The following is a 19,714-nucleotide window of genomic DNA, read 5'->3' on the forward strand; positions in this document are numbered from 1 at the left end:
CCTCGTGCGGAGGGGTGCTCCGAGCGAACGGCCAGCCCCGTGTCGGAGGCCCCGCCTACACTTGACGGGTGCCCATTGTCCCCGTCGCCGCGCCCTCGAAACTCAGTGTCCGCGGTGCCCGCGTCCACAACCTCAAGAACGTCGATCTCGACATTCCCCGCGATTCTCTGGTCGTGTTCACCGGCCTTTCCGGGTCGGGCAAGTCCAGCCTCGCGTTCGACACGATCTTCGCGGAAGGCCAGCGTCGCTACGTCGAATCGCTGAGCGCCTACGCCCGTCAGTTCCTCGGACAGGTCGACCGGCCCGACGTCGACTTCATCGAGGGCCTCAGCCCTGCGGTGTCGATCGATCAGAAGTCGACCAACCGCAACCCGCGCTCCACGGTCGGCACGATCACCGAGATCCACGACTACATGCGTCTGCTGTGGGCGCGCATCGGCGTGCCGCACTGCCCGCAGTGCGGTGAAGTCATCCAGCGCCAGACGGTGCAGCAGATCGCCGACCAGCTCATGGATCTGCCCGAGAAGACCCGCTACCAGGTCGTCGCCCCCGTCGTCTCGCAGAAGAAGGGCGAGTTCGTCGACCTCTTCAAGGAGCTCGGGGCCAAGGGCTACGCGCGTGCGATCGTCGACGGCGAGATGATCCAGCTCGCCGAGCCGCCGACGCTGAAGAAGAGCTACAAGCACGACATCGCCGTCGTCATCGACCGCCTCGTCGCCGGCCCCGACATCCTCAGCCGTGTCACCGACTCCGTCGAGACCGCCCTGGGGCTGGCCGGCGGCATCCTGCAGATCAACTTCGTGGACGAAGAGGGGGATGCCGCGTGGCAGTCCTTCTCCGAGAAGCTGGCCTGCCCGAACGGGCACCCGCTGCAGCTCACCGAGATCGAGCCGCGCACCTTCTCCTTCAACGCGCCGTTCGGCGCCTGCCCGACCTGCTCGGGTCTCGGCACCCGGATGTCGGTGGATGTCGAGCTCATGCTCGGCGACGAGGAGCTCTCGATCCGCGAGGGCGTGCTCATCCCGTGGACCACGCAGGGCAAGGGCCTGTTCCAGTACTACGAGCGGCTGCTCGAGGGACTGGCCGCCGACCTGAACTTCTCGCTCGACACCCCGTGGCGCGACCTGCGCGTCGATGTGCAGGACGCGGTGCTGCGCGGCGAGAACTACAAGGTCACCGTCAAGTGGAAGAACCGCTACGGCCGCGAGATGCGCTACGCCTCCGGCTTCGAGGGCGTCGTCCCGTACATCGAGCGCCAGTACACGCAGGCCGAGTCCGATGCGCAGCGTCAGCGCTGGTCGGAGTACCTCCGCGAGGTGCCGTGCGCCGTATGCAACGGCGATCGCCTCAAGCCCGAGGTGCTGGCGGTGCTCGTGCACGGTCATTCGATCGCGGATGCCTCGCACCTGAGCCTCGCCGACGCGCAGAAGTACTTCGCGCAGCTCGAGCTCAGCGACCGCGAGGCCAAGATCGCCGCGCAGGTGCTGCGCGAGATCCGGCTGCGCCTGGACTTCCTGATCCAGGTCGGCCTGAACTACCTCAACCTCAGCCGCTCCGCGGGGTCGCTCTCCGGCGGTGAGGCGCAGCGCATCCGCCTGGCGACCCAGATCGGCTCCGGTCTGACCGGCGTGCTGTACGTGCTGGACGAGCCGTCGATCGGCCTGCACCAGCGCGACAACCGCCGCCTGATCGAGACGCTCGTCGCCCTCCGTGACCTCGGCAACACGCTCATCGTCGTCGAGCATGACGAGGAGACCATCCACGCCGCCGACTGGATCGTCGACATCGGCCCGTACGCGGGCGTCGACGGCGGCAACGTCGTGCACTCGGGTCCGCTGAGCGCGCTCCTGACCGAACGCGCCTCGCTGACCGCCGATTATCTGTCCGGCCGCCGCGAGATCCCGACGCCGACGAAGCGCCGCAAGCTCGACAAGAGCCGCAAGATCACGGTCGTCGGCGCGCGCGAGAACAACCTCAAGAACGTCACGGTGGACTTCCCGCTCGGCGTGCTCACGGCCGTCACCGGCGTCAGCGGATCGGGCAAGTCGTCGCTGGTGAACGACATCCTGTACGAAGTCCTCGCCTCGCGCCTGAACGGCGCCCGCCGCGTGCCCGGCAAGCACACGCGCGTCACGGGCCTCGACAACCTCGACAAGGTCGTGCACGTCGACCAGGCGCCGATCGGGCGCACCCCGCGCTCCAACCCGGCCACTTACACCGGCGTGTTCGATCGCGTACGGACGCTGTTCAGCGAGACGCCCGAGGCGAAGGTGCGCGGCTACCAGCCGGGCCGCTTCAGCTTCAACGTCAAGGGCGGCCGCTGCGAGGCGTGCTCGGGCGACGGCACGATCAAGATCGAGATGAACTTCCTGCCCGACGTGTATGTCGACTGCGAGGTCTGCCACGGCAAGCGCTACAACCGCGACACCCTGGCCGTGCACTACAAGGGCAAGAACATCGCCGAAGTGCTCGAGATGCCGATCGAGGAGGCCGCGGACTTCTTCGAGCCGATCCAGGCGATCCACCGGTACCTGAAGACGCTCGTCGACGTCGGCCTCGGCTACGTGCGGCTCGGCCAGTCGGCGACCACGCTGTCCGGCGGCGAAGCGCAGCGCGTCAAGCTCGCCACCGAGCTGCAGCGCCGCTCCAACGGCCGAAGCATCTACGTGCTCGACGAGCCGACCACGGGTCTGCACTTCGAAGACGTGCGACGCCTGCTGGAGGTGCTGAACTCCCTCGTGGAGAAGGGCAACACGGTCATCGTGATCGAGCACAACCTCGACGTGATCAAGTCCGCCGACTGGGTCATCGACCTCGGTCCGGAGGGCGGGTCCGGAGGCGGCGAGATCATCGCGACGGGAACCCCCGAGCAGGTCGCGCGGGCCGAGGCCAGCCACACGGGTGCCTTCCTCGCCGAGGTGCTCGGCATGCAGGCGGCCCGCAAGGCCGGCTGAGCGTGGCTGCATCCGAACGGCTCGAGCAGCTCCCGTATCGCCCGAAGCCGGGGGAGATCCCGACCAACCCCGGGGTGTACCGGTTCCGGGACGCGGACGGGCGCGTGCTGTACGTCGGCAAGGCGAAGAACCTGCGGGCGCGGCTGTCGAACTACTTCGCTCCGCTGCGGTCGCTGCACGAGCGCACGCGGCGGATGGTCACGACCGCGGCATCCGTCGAATGGACCGTGGTCGCGAGCGACGTCGACTCGCTGCAGCTCGAGTACATGTGGATCAAGGAGTTCGATCCGCCGTTCAACGTGCGCTACAAGGACGACAAGTCCTACCCGTTCATGGCGATCACGCTCGGGGATGAGGCGCCGCGCGTCATCGTCACGCGCAACCGCCGCATCGCGGGCGCGAAGTACTTCGGCCCGTACCCGAAGGTGTGGGCGGTGCACGACACGATCGACCTGATGATCAAGGTCTTCCCGATCCGCACCTGCAGTGACGCCAGCTACAAGAAGGCGATGCAGACCGGTCGCCCGTGCTTCCCCGGCCAGATCGGGCGGTGCGGGGGACCGTGCTCCATGAAGGTGACGATCGAGGAGCACCGCGCGATCGTCGACGACTTCGTCGCGTTCATGTCGGGCGGTGATCAGCGCTTCACGAAAGACCTCACGAAGCGGATGCGGGAGGCCTCCGCCGCGATGGATTACGAGGCCGCCGCGGACTACCGCGACAAGCTGCAGTCCATCGACGCCGTCCTGAACCGCAGCGCCCTGGTGCTGGCTCCCGACACGGACGCGGACCTGTTCGGCATCGCCGAGGACGAGCTGTCGGCCGCGGTCCAGCACTTCGTGATCCGCGGTGGTCGTGTGCGCGGTGTGCGGGCGACGACGATCGAGAAGGAGCTCGACATCTCGGGCGCCGACCTGGTCGATCAGGTCATCCAGCGCACGTACGGCGATGCCTCCGCCGCGGACATCCCGAAGCAGGTGCTCGTGCCCGAGATGCCCGAGGATGCCGCCGAGCTCGAGATGTGGCTGTCCGAGCGGCGCGGCAAGGCCGTGCGCATCCAGGTGGCCCAGCGCGGGCGCAAGGCCGAGATCATGAAGACCGCGAGCCTCAACGCGCAGCAGGCGCTGATGCTGCACAAGACCCGGCGCACCAGCGACTACGTGGCCCGCTCCCAGGCGCTCACCGACCTGCAGGAGGCGCTCGGACTCGCCGAGGCGCCGCTGCGCATCGAGTGCTTCGACATCTCGCATCTCAGCGGCACCAATGTGGTGGCATCCATGGTCGTCTTCGAAGACGGGCTGCCGCGCAAAGACCAGTACCGCTCGTTCTCGATCACCGAGACGACGGACGACACCGACTCGATGCACCAGGTGCTGATGCGGCGGCTCGCCTACCTCGACCGGCCGGAGGAGGTCGAGCAGGTGCCGGATGCCGCGGCCGACGGCGAGGTCGTGACCGAGCGCAAGCGCCCGCGGTTCGCCTACCGTCCGCAGCTGCTGGTCGTCGACGGCGGTCAGCCCCAGGTGGCGGCGGCGGCGCGAGCCCTCGCGGATGCTGGGCACCCCGAGATCGCGCTGTGCGGCATCGCCAAGCGGCTCGAGGAGGTGTGGCTCCCGGGGGAGGACTTCCCGGTCATCCTGCCGCGCACGAGCGAGGCGCTCTACCTCCTGCAGCGGCTCCGCGACGAGGCGCACCGATTCGCCATCACGCACCAGCGCCGTCGGCGCAAGCGCGACATCACCAGCGTGCTCGCCGAGGTGCCCGGGCTCGGCGAGTCGCGCATCAAGGCGCTGCTGCGGCACTTCGGCTCGGTGACGGCTCTGAAGGGGGCCACCCCCGACGAGATCGCCGAGCTGCCCGGGATCGGCCCGAAGCTCGCAGAGGCGGTGCACGCACATCTCACGAGTCGATAGGCTGGACCCGACGACGGGGGTGGTCATGACTGACGCGACGCGTCAAGAGCCGGGCGAAGTGCTGATCGTGACAGGAATGTCCGGTGCGGGACGCTCGACCGCGGCCAACGCGCTGGAGGACCTCGACTGGTACGTCGTGGACAACCTTCCGCCCCAGATGCTGCGTCCGCTGCTCGAGCTCACCGAGCTCGCCGGGGGAGCGCTGCCGAAGGTGGCGGTGGTCGTCGACGTCCGCGGGCGCGATCTGTTCGCCGAGCTCCCCGAGGTGACCCGTTCACTGCGGGACGCGCGCCACGTACGGGTGATGTTCCTGGATGCCGCCGACGACGTCCTGGTGCGCCGTTTCGAAGCCGTGCGACGCCCGCATCCGCTGCAGGGCGACGGCACGATCCTGGACGGCATCCGCCTCGAGCGGACCCGTCTGGCGACGGTGCGTGAGAGCGCCGACGTCATCATCGACACTTCCAACTACAACATCCACCAGCTCTCGACTCAGGTCGTGGACCTGTTCTCCGACATCAACACGGCCCGCCACACGGTCACCGTGATGAGCTTCGGCTTCAAGTACGGGCTGCCGCCGGACGCGGATCTGGTCGCCGACATCCGCTTCCTGCCGAATCCGTTCTGGAACGAAGACCTGCGCACCCTGACGGGACAGGATGACGCGGTGCGCGAGTTCGTGCTGGAGCAGCCCGGCGCCGAGGAGTTCATCGACGCCTACGCGGCGGCGCTCAAGCCCGTGTTCGAGGGCTACCAGCGCGAGAACAAGCGCCACTCCGTCATCGCCGTCGGCTGCACCGGCGGCAAGCATCGCTCGGTCGTGATGGCCCTCGAACTGGCCGCCCGGATCGCAGAACTGCCCGGCGTCGCGGTGCGAGTCACACATCGCGACCTCGGCCGCGAGTAGGCTAGATCCTCTTCCCCCGCCCCACCGTCGTCTCACCGTCGAGAGCAGATAACCCCAGAACCTGAGGAGTCCCGTGCCGCTGACCGCCGACGTCAAGGCAGAGTTGATCGCTGTCCGAGACCCGAGGCCCACCGCCCGGGTCGCAGAGCTGACTTCGATCCTGCGCTTCTCGGGAGGTCTGCACTCCATCGCCAATCGCGTGGCGGTGGAGGCCGAGCTCGATTCCGACATCCTGGCCCGCCGTGTGGCGCGCGACCTGATGGAGATCTACGGGGTCCGCCCCGAACTCGTGCACGTGCAGGGCTCGGGCGCGCGCGCCGGCAGCCACTACGCCGTCCGCGTCATCGACGGGGGAGAGACGCTGGCCCGCCAGACGGGTCTGCTCGACCAGCGACGACGACCGGTCCGCGGCCTGCCGAACAAGCTCACCACCGGGTCGCGCGGCGATCTGGCGGCGATCTGGCGCGGCGCGTTCCTGGCCGCCGGCACGCTCAGCGAACCCGGCCGTTCGGCGGCGCTGGAGATCGCCTGCCCGACCCCTGAGGCCGCCATGGCGCTCGTGGGCGCCGCTCACCGCCTCGGCATCCCGGGCAAGGCCCGCGAGGTGCGTGGCGTGCCGCGTGTCGTCGTGCGCGACGGAGAGGCGATCCGCCAGACCCTCGCCGAGATGGGCGCGCAGCGCACCGCCCGCGAGTGGGATCAGCTCCGACAGCGCCGCGAGGTGCGTGCCGGCGTCAACCGCCTGGTGAACTTCGACGACGCCAACCTGCGTCGTTCCGCCCAGGCGGCCGTGGCGGCGTGCGCCCGTGTCGAACGCGCCCTCGAGATCCTCGGCGACGAGGTTCCCGACCACCTCAAGCAGGCCGGCGATCTGCGCCTCGCGCACCGCGACGCCAGCCTCGACGAACTCGGGCACCACGCCGACCCGCCGCTCACGAAGGACGCCGTCGCAGGCCGCATCCGGCGCCTCCTGGCGATGGCCGACAAGAAGGCCGAGGTGGACGGCATCCCCGACACCGAGTCGGCCGTGCCCGTCGGCGCCGACGACTGACCCTTCGCATATCCGGTCGTCGGATCGGGAAGCAACCCCCTCGCTCGGACGTTGCCGGTCAGTAGGATGAAGTTGTTTCCCTCGCCGCTCCGAGGTCTTTCGGCGCGGCGCCGACTGGAAGAAGAGAACATGGCGAAGTACACGCTGCCCGAGCTCCCCTACGACTACGCTGCGCTCGAGCCGAGCATCAGCGCGACGATCATGGAGCTGCACCACGGCAAGCACCACCAGGCGTACGTGACCGGCGCGAACACCGCGCTCGAGCAGCTGGCCGAGGCCCGCGACTCCGGCAACCTCGCGAACGTCAACAAGCTCGAGAAGGACCTCGCGTTCAACCTCGGCGGACACACCAACCACTCGATCTTCTGGACGAACCTGTCGCCCAACGGCGGCGACAAGCCCACCGGCGAGCTCGAGTCGGCCATCGACGACCACTTCGGCTCGTTCGACAAGTTCCAGGCGCACTTCACCGCCGCTGCACTCGGCGTGCAGGGCTCCGGCTGGGCCGGCCTGTTCTGGGACTCCATCGGCGAGAACCTGATCGTCCAGCAGTTCTTCGACCAGCAGTCCTCGTTCGCCGCCGGCACCGTGCCGCTGCTGCTCCTGGACGTCTGGGAGCACGCGTACTACCTCGATTACAAGAACGTCCGCGCCGACTACGTCAAGGCGTTCTGGAACATCGCCGACTGGTCGAACGTGCAGACCCGTTTCACGGTCGCCCGCGAGAAGACGTCTGGCCTGCTGGTACTCTCGTAGCCGGAGTGGGCGTCCCGGCGGGAGCCCCCGCCGGGACGCCGTTGTCCACCGTCTGAAGCCGCACCAACCGCGCTTTTGCGCACGACACATCCCAGGAGAAACTCCGTGACTGTCAAGATCGGAATCAACGGCTTCGGCCGTATCGGACGCAACTACCTTCGCGCGGCTCTCGCGCAGGGTGCGGACATCGAAATCGTGGCGGTGAACGATCTCACCGACAACAAGACGCTCGCGCACCTGCTGAAGTACGACTCCGTCGGCGGCCCGCTGTCCGAGGATGTGTCGTACGACGGCGACTCCATCACCGTCGGTGGCAAGAAGATCAAGGTCTTCGAAGAGCGCGACCCCGCGAACCTCCCCTGGGGCGAGCTCGGTGTCGACATCGTCATCGAGTCCACCGGCCGCTTCACCAAGGCCGAAGACGCCAAGAAGCACATCGCCGGCGGTGCGAAGAAGGTCCTCATCTCCGCTCCCGCGAGCGGCGACGACGCGACGATCGTCATGGGCGTGAACGAAGACACGTACAACCCCGAGACCGACGTCATCATCTCGAACGCCTCGTGCACCACGAACTGCCTCGCGCCGCTGGCTCAGGTCTTCAACGACGCATTCGGCATCGAGCGCGGCTTCATGATGACCGCCCACGCCTACACGGCCGACCAGAACCTGCAGGACGGCCCGCACGGCGACCTGCGCCGCGCCCGTGCCGCCGCGATCAACATCGTTCCGGCCTCGACCGGTGCGGCCAAGGCCATCGGCCTGGTCCTGCCCGAGCTCAACGGCAAGCTGAGCGGTTCCTCCTACCGCGTGCCCGTGCCCACCGGCTCCATCGTCGACCTGACGATCGTCACGCCGACCGAGGGACTCACGGTCGAGACGATCAACGCCGCCTACAAGGCCGCCGCAGCCGAGGGACGCCTCGCCGGCATCCTGGAGTACACGGAGGACCCGATCGTCTCCAGTGACATCCAGGGCAACCCGCACTCGTCGATCTTCGACTCCGAGCTGACCAACGTCAGCGGCAACCTGGTCAAGGTCTCCGCCTGGTACGACAACGAGTGGGGCTACTCCAACCGTCTCGTCGACCTGACCGAGTACGTCGGCGAACGCCTCTAGGCGATCCCGATGGCTCTGCGCACCCTCGACACACTGGGGTCGCTCGCAGGCAAGCGCGTCGTCGTCCGTTGTGACCTCAACGTTCCTCTCAAGGACGGGGTCATCACGGACGACGGGCGCGTGCGTGCGTCGCTTCCCACGCTGAACGCCCTCATCAACCAGGGCGCCCGCCTCGTGATCTGCTCCCACCTGGGGCGTCCCGACGGCTCTCCCGATCCGAAGTACAGCCTCGAGCCGGTCGCCCAGCGACTGTCCGAGCTGCTCGGCAAGCCCGTGGCCTTCGGCCGTGACACCGTCGGCGAGTCCGCTCGCGAAGCCGTCGCGGCCCTCGAAGACGGAGACGTCGCCGTCATCGAGAACCTGCGCTTCAACGCGGGCGAGACGGCGAAGGATGACGCGGCCCGCCGTGCGTTCGCCGAACAGCTCGCCACGCTCGGCGATGCGCTGGTCTCGGACGGCTTCGGTGTCGTGCACCGCAAGCAGGCGAGCGTGTACGAGCTCGCCGAGATCCTGCCGTCCGCGGCCGGTCTGCTCATCGCGACCGAGCTCGAGGTGCTGGATCGCCTGACCGAGACCCCCGAGCGGCCCTACACGGTCGTGCTCGGCGGATCGAAGGTCAGCGACAAGCTCGGCGTGATCTCGCACCTGCTGCCCCGCGTGGACCGCCTGCTCATCGGCGGGGGAATGATGTTCACGTTCCTCGCCGCGCAGGGTCACAAGGTCGGTGCGAGCCTGCTCGAGGCCGACCAGATCGAGACCGTCAAGGGCTACCTGCGCACCGCGCAGGAGTCCGGCGTGCAGATCGTGCTGCCGACCGATGTCGTGGTCGCCTCCAAGTTCGGGGCCGACGCCGAGCACGTCATCACCCCGGCCGATGGCATCGAGGACACCGCGTTCGGCGCTTCCGGACTGGGCCTGGACATCGGACCCGACACCGCCGCAGCCTTCGCGGAGTTCATCCGCGACAGCCGCACCGTGTTCTGGAACGGCCCCATGGGCGTCTTCGAGATTCCCGCATTCGCGGCCGGCACCCGTATGGTCGCCGCCGCGCTGACCGAGGTCGACGGCCTCAGCGTCGTCGGCGGGGGAGACTCCGCCGCGGCCGTGCGTCAGCTCGGCTTCACGGACGACCAGTTCGGCCACATCTCGACGGGCGGTGGCGCGAGCCTCGAGTTCCTCGAGGGCAAGAAGCTACCCGGACTGGAGGTCCTCGGATGGGCATGACCACCCGCACCCCGTTCATCGCAGGCAACTGGAAGATGAACCTCGACCACCTGCAGGCGGTGGCGTTCGTGCAGAAGCTGCACTGGACGCTCAAGGACGCCAAGCACGAGGACGGCACGGTCGAGGTCGGGATCTTCCCGCCCTTCACCGACATCCGCACCGTGCAGACGCTGCTGGACGCCGACAAGATCCCGTTCTCCCTCGGAGCGCAGGACCTGTCGACGCACGACTCGGGCGCCTACACCGGCGAGATCTCGGGGCAGTTCCTGGCCAAGCTCGACTGCGGCTACGTCATCATCGGACACTCGGAGCGGCGTGAGTACCACGCCGAATCGGACGAGGTCGTCGCTGCGAAGGTGCAGGCCGCGCTGCGGCACAAGCTCGTTCCGGTGATCTGCGTCGGCGAGACGGCAGAAGACCTGGAGAAGTTCGGCGCGAGCGCCGTCCCGGTGGGACAGCTCGAGGTCGCTCTGGCGGGTGTGTCGGCGGATGCCGACATCGTCGTCGCGTACGAGCCCGTGTGGGCGATCGGCTCCGGCCAGGCGGCGACGCCCGACCAGGCCCAGGACGTGTGCGCGAAGCTCCGCGAGGTCATCGGGCGCGTGCTCGGTGCCGATGCGGCGGCCCGTACGCGTGTGCTGTACGGCGGTTCCGTCAAGGCGGCGAACATCGCCAGCTTCATGCGGGAACCGGATGTGGACGGCGCACTCGTGGGCGGCGCGAGCCTTGTTGTAGACGAGTTCGCGGCGATCATCCGCTACCAGAAACACGTCGGCGTCTGACGATCACCGTCATTCGGCGTACTGCACCGTATACTTGACCCTTGTGCGATCCGAGGGATCGCAGCGAAAGGCTTCAACGACTGTGGATATCCTTCAGTTCGTCTTGCAGGTTCTGCTCGGAATCACGAGCCTCCTGCTGACGCTCCTCATCCTCCTGCACAAGGGTCGCGGTGGTGGTCTCTCCGACATGTTCGGTGGCGGCATGACCTCGGCCATGGGTTCCTCCGGCCTTGCGGAGCGCAACCTCAACCGATTCACGGTGATCCTTGCGCTCGCATGGTTCGTCTCGATCGTCGCATTGGGCTTGATCACGAAGTTCCAAGGACTCTGACGAATGGCTACTGGAGGTAACGCAATCCGAGGCACACGCGTAGGCGCAGGCCCCATGGGCGAGCAGGACCACGGCTTCCACGCCGAGCGCGTCGCTGTCTCGTACTGGGACGCACTCGGAAACGAGACGGTTCGGTATTTCGCGGCGGGCATCGCCGACGAGGAGATCCCCGACACGATCGATTCCCCCCACTCCGGCCTGCCCGCCGGGCGCGACAAGGAGAACCCTCCTGCGCTCGCCAAGGCGGAGCCGTACAAGACGCACCTCGCGTACGTGAAGGAGCGTCGCACCGAGGAAGAGGCCGAGGCCCTTCTCGATGACGCCCTGACCCAGCTCCGCGAGCGTCGCGGACAGAGCTGACGTACCCGTAACGTAAAAGGAACGCCGCCCCTCGGGGCGGCGTTCCTTTTACGTGTGGTGCGGCGTGATGGCCGCGAGACTGCAACGGGGCGTCGAGACTGTGGGTGATACCCGCAGTCTCGACGCCCCTGTGCAGTCTCGGCGTATGTGGCTGGCGTGTGGTGCGGCTCAGTACTCGCGGTCGATGAGCTCGTGCGGGACCTGGGATGCCGCGGCCTCATCGACGAAGAGGATGGTGCGCTTGCGCCCCTTGGCTCCCGCCGCGGGGACGCTGGTGTAGCTCGCCCCTGCCAGCGCGAGTCCGAGCGCGGACGCCTTGTCGGGGCCGGCCAGGACCATCCAGACGCGCTGCGACGCGTTGATGACCGGCCGGGTGAGGCTGATCCGCTCGGGCGGCGGCTTGGGGGAGTCGCGCACGGGCACGACGGAACGGTCGGTGATGCCGATCTCGGCGCGGTCCGGGAACAGCGACGCGATGTGGGCGTCGGGACCGACGCCGAGGAAGCAGATGTCGAACGACGGCCACGCATCGGTGCCGTCGGCGGGGGCGAACCTCGCCAGATCCTCGGCGTACGCGACCGCCGCCGCATCCAGTTCCAGTGGACCATCGCTGGCGCCCATGGCGTGGATGTTCTCCGCGGGGACCTCGAGTCCGTCGAGAAGGGCCGTGCGGGCCTGCTTCTCGTTGCGGTCGTCGTCGTCGCGGGCGACGAATCGCTCGTCGCCCCACCAGAAGTGCACGCGCGTCCAGTCGATCTTGGCGGCGCGCGGGTGCCGGCCGGCGGCGCGCAGGACGGCGATGCCCATCGTGCCGCCGGTGAGGGCGATGTGCACGGTCTCGCCGCGGTCCGCCTTCTTCGCGACCCGGCTCAGGAAGCGTGCCGCGACCGAATCTGCGAGATGCGCCGGGTCAGGACTGATCACGACGCGCTTCTCGGTGGAAAACTCAGCCATGCGTCTCCGTCGCCGTTGCCGGTGGGCCCAAGAGCTCCCAGCCCTCGGTGATGACTCGACCATACAGGACGTCCGGGTCGAGACGGCGGAGCTCCTCAGCGAGGCACTCGCGCAGCGTGCGGCGCGGGAAGACGAGCTCGTGGCTCGGCTGTCCGGGCTGCGTCAGTACTGCGACGGCGGAGGCCGGACGCTCCAGCAGCGTGTCGCCGCTCGGGCGGACGAGCCGAACCGACTTGATGCCGTGCGGCCATTCGTCGGACCCGAGGTACTCGTACGTCACGGGGACGTCGAGCTTCAGGCGCAGCCAGGCCGCCAGCAGTCCGGTCGAGGGGGAATCGGCGGCGCCGCGCACCTCGACGGCCGTGACCGGCTCGTACGGCGGCTGGTCCAGGACCGCCGCGAGCTGCTCGCGCCACCGGGTCAGGCGCGTCCACGCGAAGTCGGTGTCACCCGGCGCGTAGTGGTCGCCGAGCGAGGCGACCCAGGCCGCCGGATCCGCCTGCGTCGAGGCATCCGTGATCCGGCGCTGCGCGATGCGGCCGATCGCGGACTTCGACGGCATGTCGGGGGTGTCGGTCGGCCACCAGGCCACGACAGGGGCATCCGGCAGCAGGAGCCCCGTGACGAGGCTCTCGGTGTTGGAGCCGGCGTCGCCGTAGGCGCGCAGCAGCACGACCTCGCTCGCGCCTGCGTCGCCGCCGACGCGGATCTCGGCATCGAGACGGGGAGTGCCCGCCTCATCGCCGATCATCAGCACGATGACGCGCATCGGATGCTCGCGCGAGGCGTCGTTCGCTGCCTCGATGACCTGCTCCTCGGCGCCGTGACGCGTCGCGATCACAAGGGTCAGCACGCGGCCGAGGGCCACCGCACCGCCCTCTTCGCGCACATTCACGAGCGCCCGGGAGATCTTGCTGACGGTGGTGTCGGGCAGTTCGACGATCACGGACGCCTCCAGATACGGCCGTCGCGGGCAAGGAGCTCGTCGGCGGAAGGCGGACCCCAGGAACCGGGGGAGTACTGTTCGAGCGCGCCTCCCTGCTGCGTCCAGAACTCCTCGATCGGGTCGAGGATCTTCCAGGAGAGCTCGACCTCCTCGTGGCGCGGGAACAGCGGCGGGTCGCCGAGGAGGACGTCGAGGATGAGGCGCTCGTAGGCTTCGGGGCTGGCCTCGGTGAACGCGTGGCCGTAGCCGAAGTCCATCGTGACGTCGCGCACCTGCGTACCGGCGCCCGGCACCTTGGAGCCGAACCGGATCGTGACGCCCTCGTCGGGCTGCACACGGATGACGAGGGCGTTCTGGCCGAACTCCTCGCTCTGGCTGCGCGCGAAGAGCACCTGCGGCGCGCGCTTGAACACAACGGCGATCTCGGTGACGCGGCGGCCCAGACGCTTGCCGGTGCGCAGGTAGAACGGCACTCCGGCCCAGCGGCGCGTGTTGATCTCGAGCTTGACGGCGGCGTACGTCTCGGTGCCCGACTCCGGGTCCATGCCGTCCTCTTCGAGGAAGCCGAGGACCTTCTCGCCGCCCTGCCACCCGCCCGCGTACTGTCCGCGTGCGGTGGCGCGCGACAGGTCGTCGGGGAGGGTGACGGCCGCGAGGACCTTCTCCTTCTCGGCGCGGAGATCCTTCGCGTTGAAGCTGATGGGCTCCTCCATGGCGGTCAGCGCCAAGAGCTGGAGGAGGTGGTTCTGGATGACGTCTCGGGCCGCGCCGATGCCGTCGTAGTACCCGGCGCGTCCGCCCACGCCGATGTCCTCGGCCATGGTGATCTGCACGTGGTCGACGTAGTTGCGGTTCCAGATCGGCTCGTACAGCTCGTTCGCGAAGCGCAGCGCAAGGATGTTCTGGACCGTCTCCTTGCCGAGGTAGTGGTCGATGCGGAAGATCGAGTCGGCCGGGAAGGCCGACCGGAGCGCGTCGTTCAGCGCGCGCGCCGAATCGAGGTCGTGCCCGAACGGCTTCTCGATGACGACGCGACGCCAGCGGTCCTCGTCGTCGGCGTTCTCGCCGACGAGTCCGGACTCCTTCAGCTGCTTCGCGACGACCGGGAAGTCCTTCGGCGGGATCGACAGGTAGAACGCGTGGTTGCCCATCGTGCCGCGCTCGAGATCCAGCTTCTCGACCGTCTCGCGGAGACGCCGGAACGCATCCGGGTCGCCGAACTCGCCCGAGACGAACCGGATGCCCTGCAGGAGCTGGTTCCAGGTCTCCTCGCGATACTCGGTGCGGGCGTGCTGCTTGACGGCCTCGTGCACGACCTCGGCGAAGTCCTGGTCCTCCCAGTCGCGACGGGCGAACCCGACCAGGGCGAACCCGGGGGGCAGCAGGCCGCGGTTGGCCAGGTCGTAGACGGCGGGCATGAGCTTCTTGCGGGAGAGGTCTCCCGTGACCCCGAAGATGACGAGCGCGCTCGGACCGGCGATGCGGTTGAGGCGGCCGTCTTCGGGGTCGCGCAGCGGGTTGTGCCCGCGCGAGATCTGAACGGTCATCAGTTCCCTACTGTGCAGCCTCGAAGAGTGCGAGCACTTCGAGCTGAGGGTCGGTCAGGGTGAGGGTGACCACGGGACGCCCGTGGCCGTCCGCGAGCACGCTCGCATCGCCCGCGGCCTGCGCCTCGATCAGCTGCCCGAACGTGAACGGCCGGTCGGGGATCTCGAGGTCGACGTCGGTACGCTCCAGGATCTGCAGGAAGACACCGTTGGCGGGGCCGCCCTTGTGGTACTGCCCGGTCGAGTGCAGGAACCGCGGCCCCCACCCGAAGGTGGTCGGGCGGCCGGAGTCGGCGGCGACCATCTCGCGCAGACCCTGCAGCTGCGACAGCTCCAGGCGGTTGACGTAGGCCTGCACCGAGACGTAGCCGTCGGCCGGGATACGCGCCCACAGGGCGTCCAGGACGCCCGCGATGGTGCCGGATGCGGCGAGCTCGGGATCCGAGACGCGCACCTCCACACCCTCGACCGAGAACGCCGGTGCGGTCGGCTCGGGACGTGCGTCCAGCAGGCCGCGCGTGGCGATCTTGGCGGATTCCACATCGGGCTGGTCGAAGGGGTCGATCCCCAGCATCCGTCCCGCGATGGCCGTCGCGTACTCCCATACGACGAGCTGCCCGCCGAGCGATCCGCTGATCAGGATCTCGCCCTCGTGGTGCTCGAAGAGGTGGAACTGGTGCGCTTCGTCGACCAGTCGGACGATCTGCAGGTCGGCGGGCTTGCCCTCGACCTCGGGGGAGACCGGAAGCAGGACGACGGGCAGGATGCCGGTGCCGTTCTTGCCGGTGGACTCGGCGACGAGCTGCTCGATCCAGTTCGGCAGCCCGATGATGTGGGTGCCGTCGGTGATCAGGCCGAGCTTGTCGCGACGCGGGTTGCCCCCGGCGATCGCCGCGGCCAGGACCAGAGCGGGGTTCGACGGGCTGTCGATGGCGACCTCGAGCAGGCTCGCCTCGGCCTCGGTGAGGAGCTCGTCGATGTCGACGCCGGCCAGACCCGTCGGCACCAGGCCGAACGCGGTCAGCGCCGAGTAGCGCCCGCCCACGGTGGGGTCGGCGTTGAAGACGCGGTAGCCGTCGGCGCGGGCAGCCTGGTCCAGCGGCGAACCGGGGTCGGTGACGACCACGATGCGTTCGAGCGGGTCGATGCCGAGGTCGCGGAAGGCGGCCTCGAAGGCGCGCTTCGCGGAGTCGGTCTCGACCGTCGAGCCGGACTTCGAGGAGACCACGAGCACCGTGCGCTCGAGACCGCCCGATTCGGCGTCGCCGTCGAGGGCGGCCAGCACCTGACCGGGAGCAGTCGAGTCGAGGATCACCAGCGGCACACCGGCCGTCTGGGCGATGACCTCGGGCGCGAGCGACGAGCCGCCCATGCCGGCCAGCACCACGCGGGTGATGTCCTTGGCCACGAGCTCGGTGCGCAGCGCCAGGATCTCGGGAACCAGCGGGCGCGACACGGTGACGGCCTGCACCCAGCCGAGACGCTTGGACGCCTCTGCCTCGGCCGCGGGACCCCACAGCGACGCGTCGCCGGCCGTGATGCCGGACGCGACGAGGTCGGCGATGAGGCCCGGAAGGGTCTCATCGACGACGTGCTTGACGTGCCCGGTGACGCGGATGTCGAAGCTCATCGGCTGCTCTCCAGTGCGGTGGTGACCGTGTCCTTCAGCTCGTGCCACGAGGCGATGAACTTCTCCACCGCTTCGTCCTCGAGCAGCTGCGTGACATCGGCGAAGTCGATGCCGACAGCGGCCAGAGCATCCAGCACGCCGTGCGCGTCGGCGTAGGCACCGGTGACGGTGTCGCCGGTGATCACGCCGTGGTCGAACGTGGCCTCGAGGGTCTTCTCCGGCATGGTGTTCACGACACCGGGGGCGACGAGCTCGGTGACGTACAGGGTGTCGGGCAGCGCCGGGTCCTTGACGCCGGTCGAGGCCCACAGCGGACGCTGCAGGTTGGCACCGGCATCCGTCAGCGCCTTCGCGCGGTCGGTGGCGAACTCCTGCTCGAAAAGCTCGTAGGCGAGGCGCGCGTTCGCGACGCCGGCCTTCGACTTGAGCGCCTCGGCCTCCGGGGTGCCGATCGCGACGAGGCGCTTGTCGACCTCGGTGTCGACACGTGACACGAAGAACGAGGCGACCGACTGGATCTTCGACAGGTCCAGGCCCGCGGCCTTGGCCTGCTCCAGGCCGGTCAGGTACGCGTCGATGACCTCGGCGTAGCGCTCCAGGCTGAAGATCAGCGTGACGTTGACCGAGATGCCCGCGGCGATCGCCGCGGTGATCGCCGGCACGCTGGCCTTGGTCGCGGGGATCTTGATGAGCGCGTTCGGACGGTCGACCGTGGCCCACAGCTGCTTCGCCTGCTCGATCGTCTCTGCGGTGTCGTGCGCGAGGTCGGGGGAGACCTCGATCGACACGCGGCCGTCGACGCCGCCGGTCTCGTCGAACACCGGACGGAACACGTCGCACGCGGCGCGGACATCGTCGGTGGTGATCTCGAAGATCGCGTCGTCCGCGGAGACTCCGCGTCCGGCCAGCACGTGCAGCTGACCGGCGTACTCGGCGCCCTTGGCCAGCGCGCCGGCGAAGATCGTCGGGTTGGTCGTGATGCCGGTGACGTTGCGGGTCGCGATGAGGTCCGCGAGGTTGCCGGTCACGATGCGGTCGCGCGACAGGTCGTCGAGCCAGATGCTCACGCCTGCGGCGGCGAGCTGGGCGGTGGGGGTGCTCATGATGCGCTCTTCTTTCTCTACTCCGCCGCTGTCGCGGCGGCGAGGGTTTCGCGGGCCGCCTCGACGACGGCCTCGGCAGTGATGCCGAACTTCTGGAACAGGGTCTTGTAATCGGCCGAGGCGCCGAAGTGCTCGATAGACACGGAGCGGCCGCGGTCGCCGACGATGTCGCGCCACGACAGCGCCACACCGGCCTCGACCGAGACGCGGGCGGTGACGGCAGCGGGAAGCACCGACTCGCGGTACGCGGCATCCTGCTCCGCGAACCATTCGAGCGACGGCGCCGACACGACGCGGGCGTTGATGCCCTCGGCGGCGAGCGTCTCACGGGCGGCGACGGCCAGCTGGACCTCGGAGCCGGTGCCGATCAGGATGACGTCGGGCGTGCCGCCCGGGGCCTCGGCCAGGACGTAGGCGCCCTTGACGGCGTTCTCCGCGGAGGCGAAGACGTCCCCGGATGCCGCACCCTCGCCGCGTGCGAAGACGGGCACGTTCTGCCGGGTCAGGGCGATGCCCGTCGGACCCGCGTGACGACGGAGCATCTCGAGCCAGACGACCGAGGTCTCGTTGGCGTCGGCCGGGCGCACCACCGTGAAGTTCGGGATGGCGCGCAGCGTCGCCAGCTGCTCGATGGGCTGGTGCGTGGGGCCGTCCTCGCCGAGTGCGACCGAGTCGTGCGTCCACACGTAGATGCTGGGCACGTTCATCAGCGCGGCCAGACGCACGGCGGGGCGCATGTAGTCGCTGAAGATGAGGAAGGTGCCGCCGAACGCGCGCGTCGGACCGTGCAGCACGATGCCGTTGACGATGGCCGCCATGGCGTGCTCGCGGATGCCGAAGTGCAGCACACGACCGTACGGGCTGCCCGACCACTCGTGGGTGGACCACTCGGCCGGGATGAAGGACTTGGCGCCCTTGATCGTGGTGAGGTTCGACTCGGCGAGGTCGGCGGAGCCGCCCCACAGCTCGGGAAGCTCGGCGGCGAGGGCGTTGATGACGGTGCCCGACGCGGCGCGCGTGGACACCTCCTTGCCGGACTCGAACACGGGCAGTGCCGTGGCGATGTCGGCGGGGAGCTCGTGCGCGCTGATGCGGTCCCACAGCGCCTTGCGCTCCGGGTTCGCGGCGGCCCACGCGTCGAACGCGGTCTGCCATGCAGCGTGCGACTGCGCGCCGCGCTCGGCAAGGGCACGGGTGTGCGCGATCACGTCGTCAGGGACGACGAAGGACTCGTCCGGGTTCCAGCCGAGCACCTTCTTGGTCGCGGCCAGCTCGTCGGCGCCGAGCGCCGAGCCGTGGATCTTGCCGGTGTTCTGCTTGCCGGGGGAGGGCCAACCGATGATCGTCTTCAGGATGATGAGCGACGGCTTGTCGGTCTCGCCCTTGGCCGCGGCGATCGCCGCGTGCAGCTCGGCGACGTCCTCGACGTATTCGCCGGTCTTCTTCCAGTCGACCGTCTGCACCTGCCAGCCGTAGGACTCGTAGCGCTTCGCGACGTCCTCGGTGAAGGCGACGTTGGTGTCGTCCTCGATGGAGATCTGGTTGGAGTCGTAGATCGCGATGAGGTTGCCGAGCTGCTGGTGGCCGGCGAGGGAGGATGCCTCGGCCGTGACGCCTTCCTGCAGGTCGCCGTCACCCGCGATGACGTAGACGAAGTGGTCGAACGGGCTGGTGCCCGGCGCCGCCTCCGGGTCGAACAGGCCGCGTTCGTAGCGGGCGGCGTAGGCGAAGCCCACGGCGGAGGCCAGTCCCTGGCCCAGTGGGCCCGTCGTGATCTCGACACCGTCGGTGTGGCCGAATTCGGGGTGGCCGGGGGTCTTGGAGCCCCACGTGCGCAGCGCCTTCAGGTCGTCGAGCTCGAGACCGAAGCCACCCAGGTAGAGCTGGATGTACTGGGTGAGCGACGAGTGTCCCACCGAGAGGACGAACCGGTCGCGACCGGGCCAGTGCGTGTCGGCCGGGTCGTGGTTCAGTTCGCGCTGGTACAGCAGATACGCCGCCGGGGCGAGGCTCATCGCCGTCCCGGGGTGGCCGTTTCCGACCTTTTCCACTGCGTCCGCCGCCAATACGCGGACGGTGTCCACTGCGCGTCGATCGATTTCATCCCACTGCAGATCCGACACCGGGCCGCCTTTCTCGA

At 68.8% G+C, this 19,714-nt stretch carries 16 protein-coding genes; 10 read left to right on the forward strand and 6 right to left on the reverse strand.

Annotated features, from left to right (window positions below):
• The first annotated feature begins 68 nt into the window (after window positions 1-68).
• The 10 genes from uvrA (at window position 69) to ASD65_RS00970 (ending at window position 11,394) form a co-directional block, all read left to right on the forward strand.
• Complete coding sequence (gene uvrA / locus ASD65_RS00925; protein ID WP_056217181.1) at window positions 69-2,954, forward strand: excinuclease ABC subunit UvrA; 2,886 nt, start codon at window positions 69-71, stop codon at window positions 2,952-2,954.
• 2 nt (window positions 2,955-2,956) lie between these two features.
• Window positions 2,957-4,867, forward strand: a complete 1,911-nt coding sequence (uvrC, locus tag ASD65_RS00930; RefSeq protein WP_056217185.1) for an excinuclease ABC subunit UvrC — start codon at window positions 2,957-2,959, stop codon at window positions 4,865-4,867.
• Between the two features lie 25 nt (window positions 4,868-4,892).
• The gene (gene rapZ / locus ASD65_RS00935) at window positions 4,893-5,774 is read left to right on the forward strand and encodes an RNase adapter RapZ (RefSeq protein WP_056217188.1); all 882 of its coding nucleotides are present in this window, start codon (window positions 4,893-4,895) and stop codon (window positions 5,772-5,774) included.
• A 73-nt stretch (window positions 5,775-5,847) separates the two neighbouring features.
• Window positions 5,848-6,825 (forward strand): DNA-binding protein WhiA, encoded by a 978-nt coding sequence (whiA, locus tag ASD65_RS00940; RefSeq protein WP_056217191.1) that lies wholly within the window; start codon window positions 5,848-5,850, stop codon window positions 6,823-6,825.
• Between the two features lie 129 nt (window positions 6,826-6,954).
• A complete protein-coding gene (locus ASD65_RS00945; protein WP_056217194.1) occupies window positions 6,955-7,581 on the forward strand; it encodes a superoxide dismutase in 627 nt (208 codons plus the stop codon).
• A gap of 105 nt (window positions 7,582-7,686) precedes the next feature.
• Window positions 7,687-8,697 (forward strand): type I glyceraldehyde-3-phosphate dehydrogenase, encoded by a 1,011-nt coding sequence (gene gap / locus ASD65_RS00950; RefSeq protein WP_056217197.1) that lies wholly within the window; start codon window positions 7,687-7,689, stop codon window positions 8,695-8,697.
• A 9-nt stretch (window positions 8,698-8,706) separates the two neighbouring features.
• The gene (locus ASD65_RS00955) at window positions 8,707-9,921 is read left to right on the forward strand and encodes a phosphoglycerate kinase (RefSeq protein ID WP_056217199.1); all 1,215 of its coding nucleotides are present in this window, start codon (window positions 8,707-8,709) and stop codon (window positions 9,919-9,921) included.
• Window positions 9,912-10,703: a triose-phosphate isomerase gene (tpiA, locus tag ASD65_RS00960; RefSeq protein WP_056217202.1), complete on the forward strand. Its 792-nt coding sequence runs from the start codon at window positions 9,912-9,914 to the stop codon at window positions 10,701-10,703. Before ASD65_RS00955 ends, tpiA begins: the two co-directional genes overlap by 10 nt.
• Window positions 10,704-10,785: 82 nt before the next feature.
• Window positions 10,786-11,034, forward strand: coding sequence for a preprotein translocase subunit SecG (secG, locus tag ASD65_RS00965; RefSeq protein ID WP_056217204.1), 249 nt, complete (start codon window positions 10,786-10,788; stop codon window positions 11,032-11,034).
• A gap of 3 nt (window positions 11,035-11,037) precedes the next feature.
• Window positions 11,038-11,394 (forward strand): RNA polymerase-binding protein RbpA, encoded by a 357-nt coding sequence (locus ASD65_RS00970; protein ID WP_056217208.1) that lies wholly within the window; start codon window positions 11,038-11,040, stop codon window positions 11,392-11,394.
• Window positions 11,395-11,562: 168 nt separating this feature from the next.
• On the opposite strand, the gene pgl is transcribed toward ASD65_RS00970, so the two are convergent.
• Genes pgl through tkt form a run of 6 tightly spaced genes read right to left on the reverse strand, consistent with a single transcriptional unit; the run spans window position 11,563 to window position 19,697 of the window.
• Complete coding sequence (pgl, locus tag ASD65_RS00975; RefSeq protein WP_056217211.1) at window positions 11,563-12,348, reverse strand: 6-phosphogluconolactonase; 786 nt, start codon at window positions 12,346-12,348, stop codon at window positions 11,563-11,565.
• The gene (locus ASD65_RS00980) at window positions 12,341-13,294 is read right to left on the reverse strand and encodes a glucose-6-phosphate dehydrogenase assembly protein OpcA (RefSeq protein ID WP_056217214.1); all 954 of its coding nucleotides are present in this window, start codon (window positions 13,292-13,294) and stop codon (window positions 12,341-12,343) included. The genes pgl and ASD65_RS00980 overlap by 8 nt, the downstream gene beginning before the upstream one ends.
• Window positions 13,291-14,841, reverse strand: a complete 1,551-nt coding sequence (zwf, locus tag ASD65_RS00985) for a glucose-6-phosphate dehydrogenase (RefSeq protein WP_056217217.1) — start codon at window positions 14,839-14,841, stop codon at window positions 13,291-13,293. The genes ASD65_RS00980 and zwf overlap by 4 nt, the downstream gene beginning before the upstream one ends.
• 7 nt (window positions 14,842-14,848) lie before the next feature.
• A complete protein-coding gene (locus ASD65_RS00990; protein ID WP_056217220.1) occupies window positions 14,849-16,471 on the reverse strand; it encodes a hypothetical protein in 1,623 nt (540 codons plus the stop codon).
• Entirely contained in the window at window positions 16,468-17,574 is a 1,107-nt protein-coding gene (tal, locus tag ASD65_RS00995) for a transaldolase (protein WP_056217222.1), read from the reverse strand. The genes ASD65_RS00990 and tal overlap by 4 nt, the downstream gene beginning before the upstream one ends.
• A 17-nt stretch (window positions 17,575-17,591) precedes the next feature.
• Complete coding sequence (gene tkt / locus ASD65_RS01000) at window positions 17,592-19,697, reverse strand: transketolase (RefSeq protein ID WP_056217225.1); 2,106 nt, start codon at window positions 19,695-19,697, stop codon at window positions 17,592-17,594.
• Between the last annotated feature and the right edge of the window lie 17 nt (window positions 19,698-19,714).

This window comes from Microbacterium sp. Root61, assembly GCF_001427525.1.
Classification (GTDB): Bacteria; Actinomycetota; Actinomycetes; order Actinomycetales; family Microbacteriaceae; genus Microbacterium.

What these genes read in the sequence shown, in the direction of transcription:
- ASD65_RS00990 (WP_056217220.1), bottom strand. Translation starts at nt 16,471, where the DNA reads ATGAGCTTCGACATCCGCGTCACCGGGCACGTCAAGCACGTCGTCGAT.
- ASD65_RS00945 (WP_056217194.1), top strand. Translation starts at nt 6,955, where the DNA reads ATGGCGAAGTACACGCTGCCCGAGCTCCCCTACGACTACGCTGCGCTC.
- tal (WP_056217222.1), bottom strand. Translation starts at nt 17,574, where the DNA reads ATGAGCACCCCCACCGCCCAGCTCGCCGCCGCAGGCGTGAGCATCTGG.
- tpiA (WP_056217202.1), top strand. Translation starts at nt 9,912, where the DNA reads ATGGGCATGACCACCCGCACCCCGTTCATCGCAGGCAACTGGAAGATG.
- ASD65_RS00970 (WP_056217208.1), top strand. Translation starts at nt 11,038, where the DNA reads ATGGCTACTGGAGGTAACGCAATCCGAGGCACACGCGTAGGCGCAGGC.
- pgl (WP_056217211.1), bottom strand. Translation starts at nt 12,348, where the DNA reads ATGGCTGAGTTTTCCACCGAGAAGCGCGTCGTGATCAGTCCTGACCCG.
- rapZ (WP_056217188.1), top strand. Translation starts at nt 4,893, where the DNA reads ATGACTGACGCGACGCGTCAAGAGCCGGGCGAAGTGCTGATCGTGACA.
- ASD65_RS00955 (WP_056217199.1), top strand. Translation starts at nt 8,707, where the DNA reads ATGGCTCTGCGCACCCTCGACACACTGGGGTCGCTCGCAGGCAAGCGC.
- zwf (WP_056217217.1), bottom strand. Translation starts at nt 14,841, where the DNA reads ATGACCGTTCAGATCTCGCGCGGGCACAACCCGCTGCGCGACCCCGAA.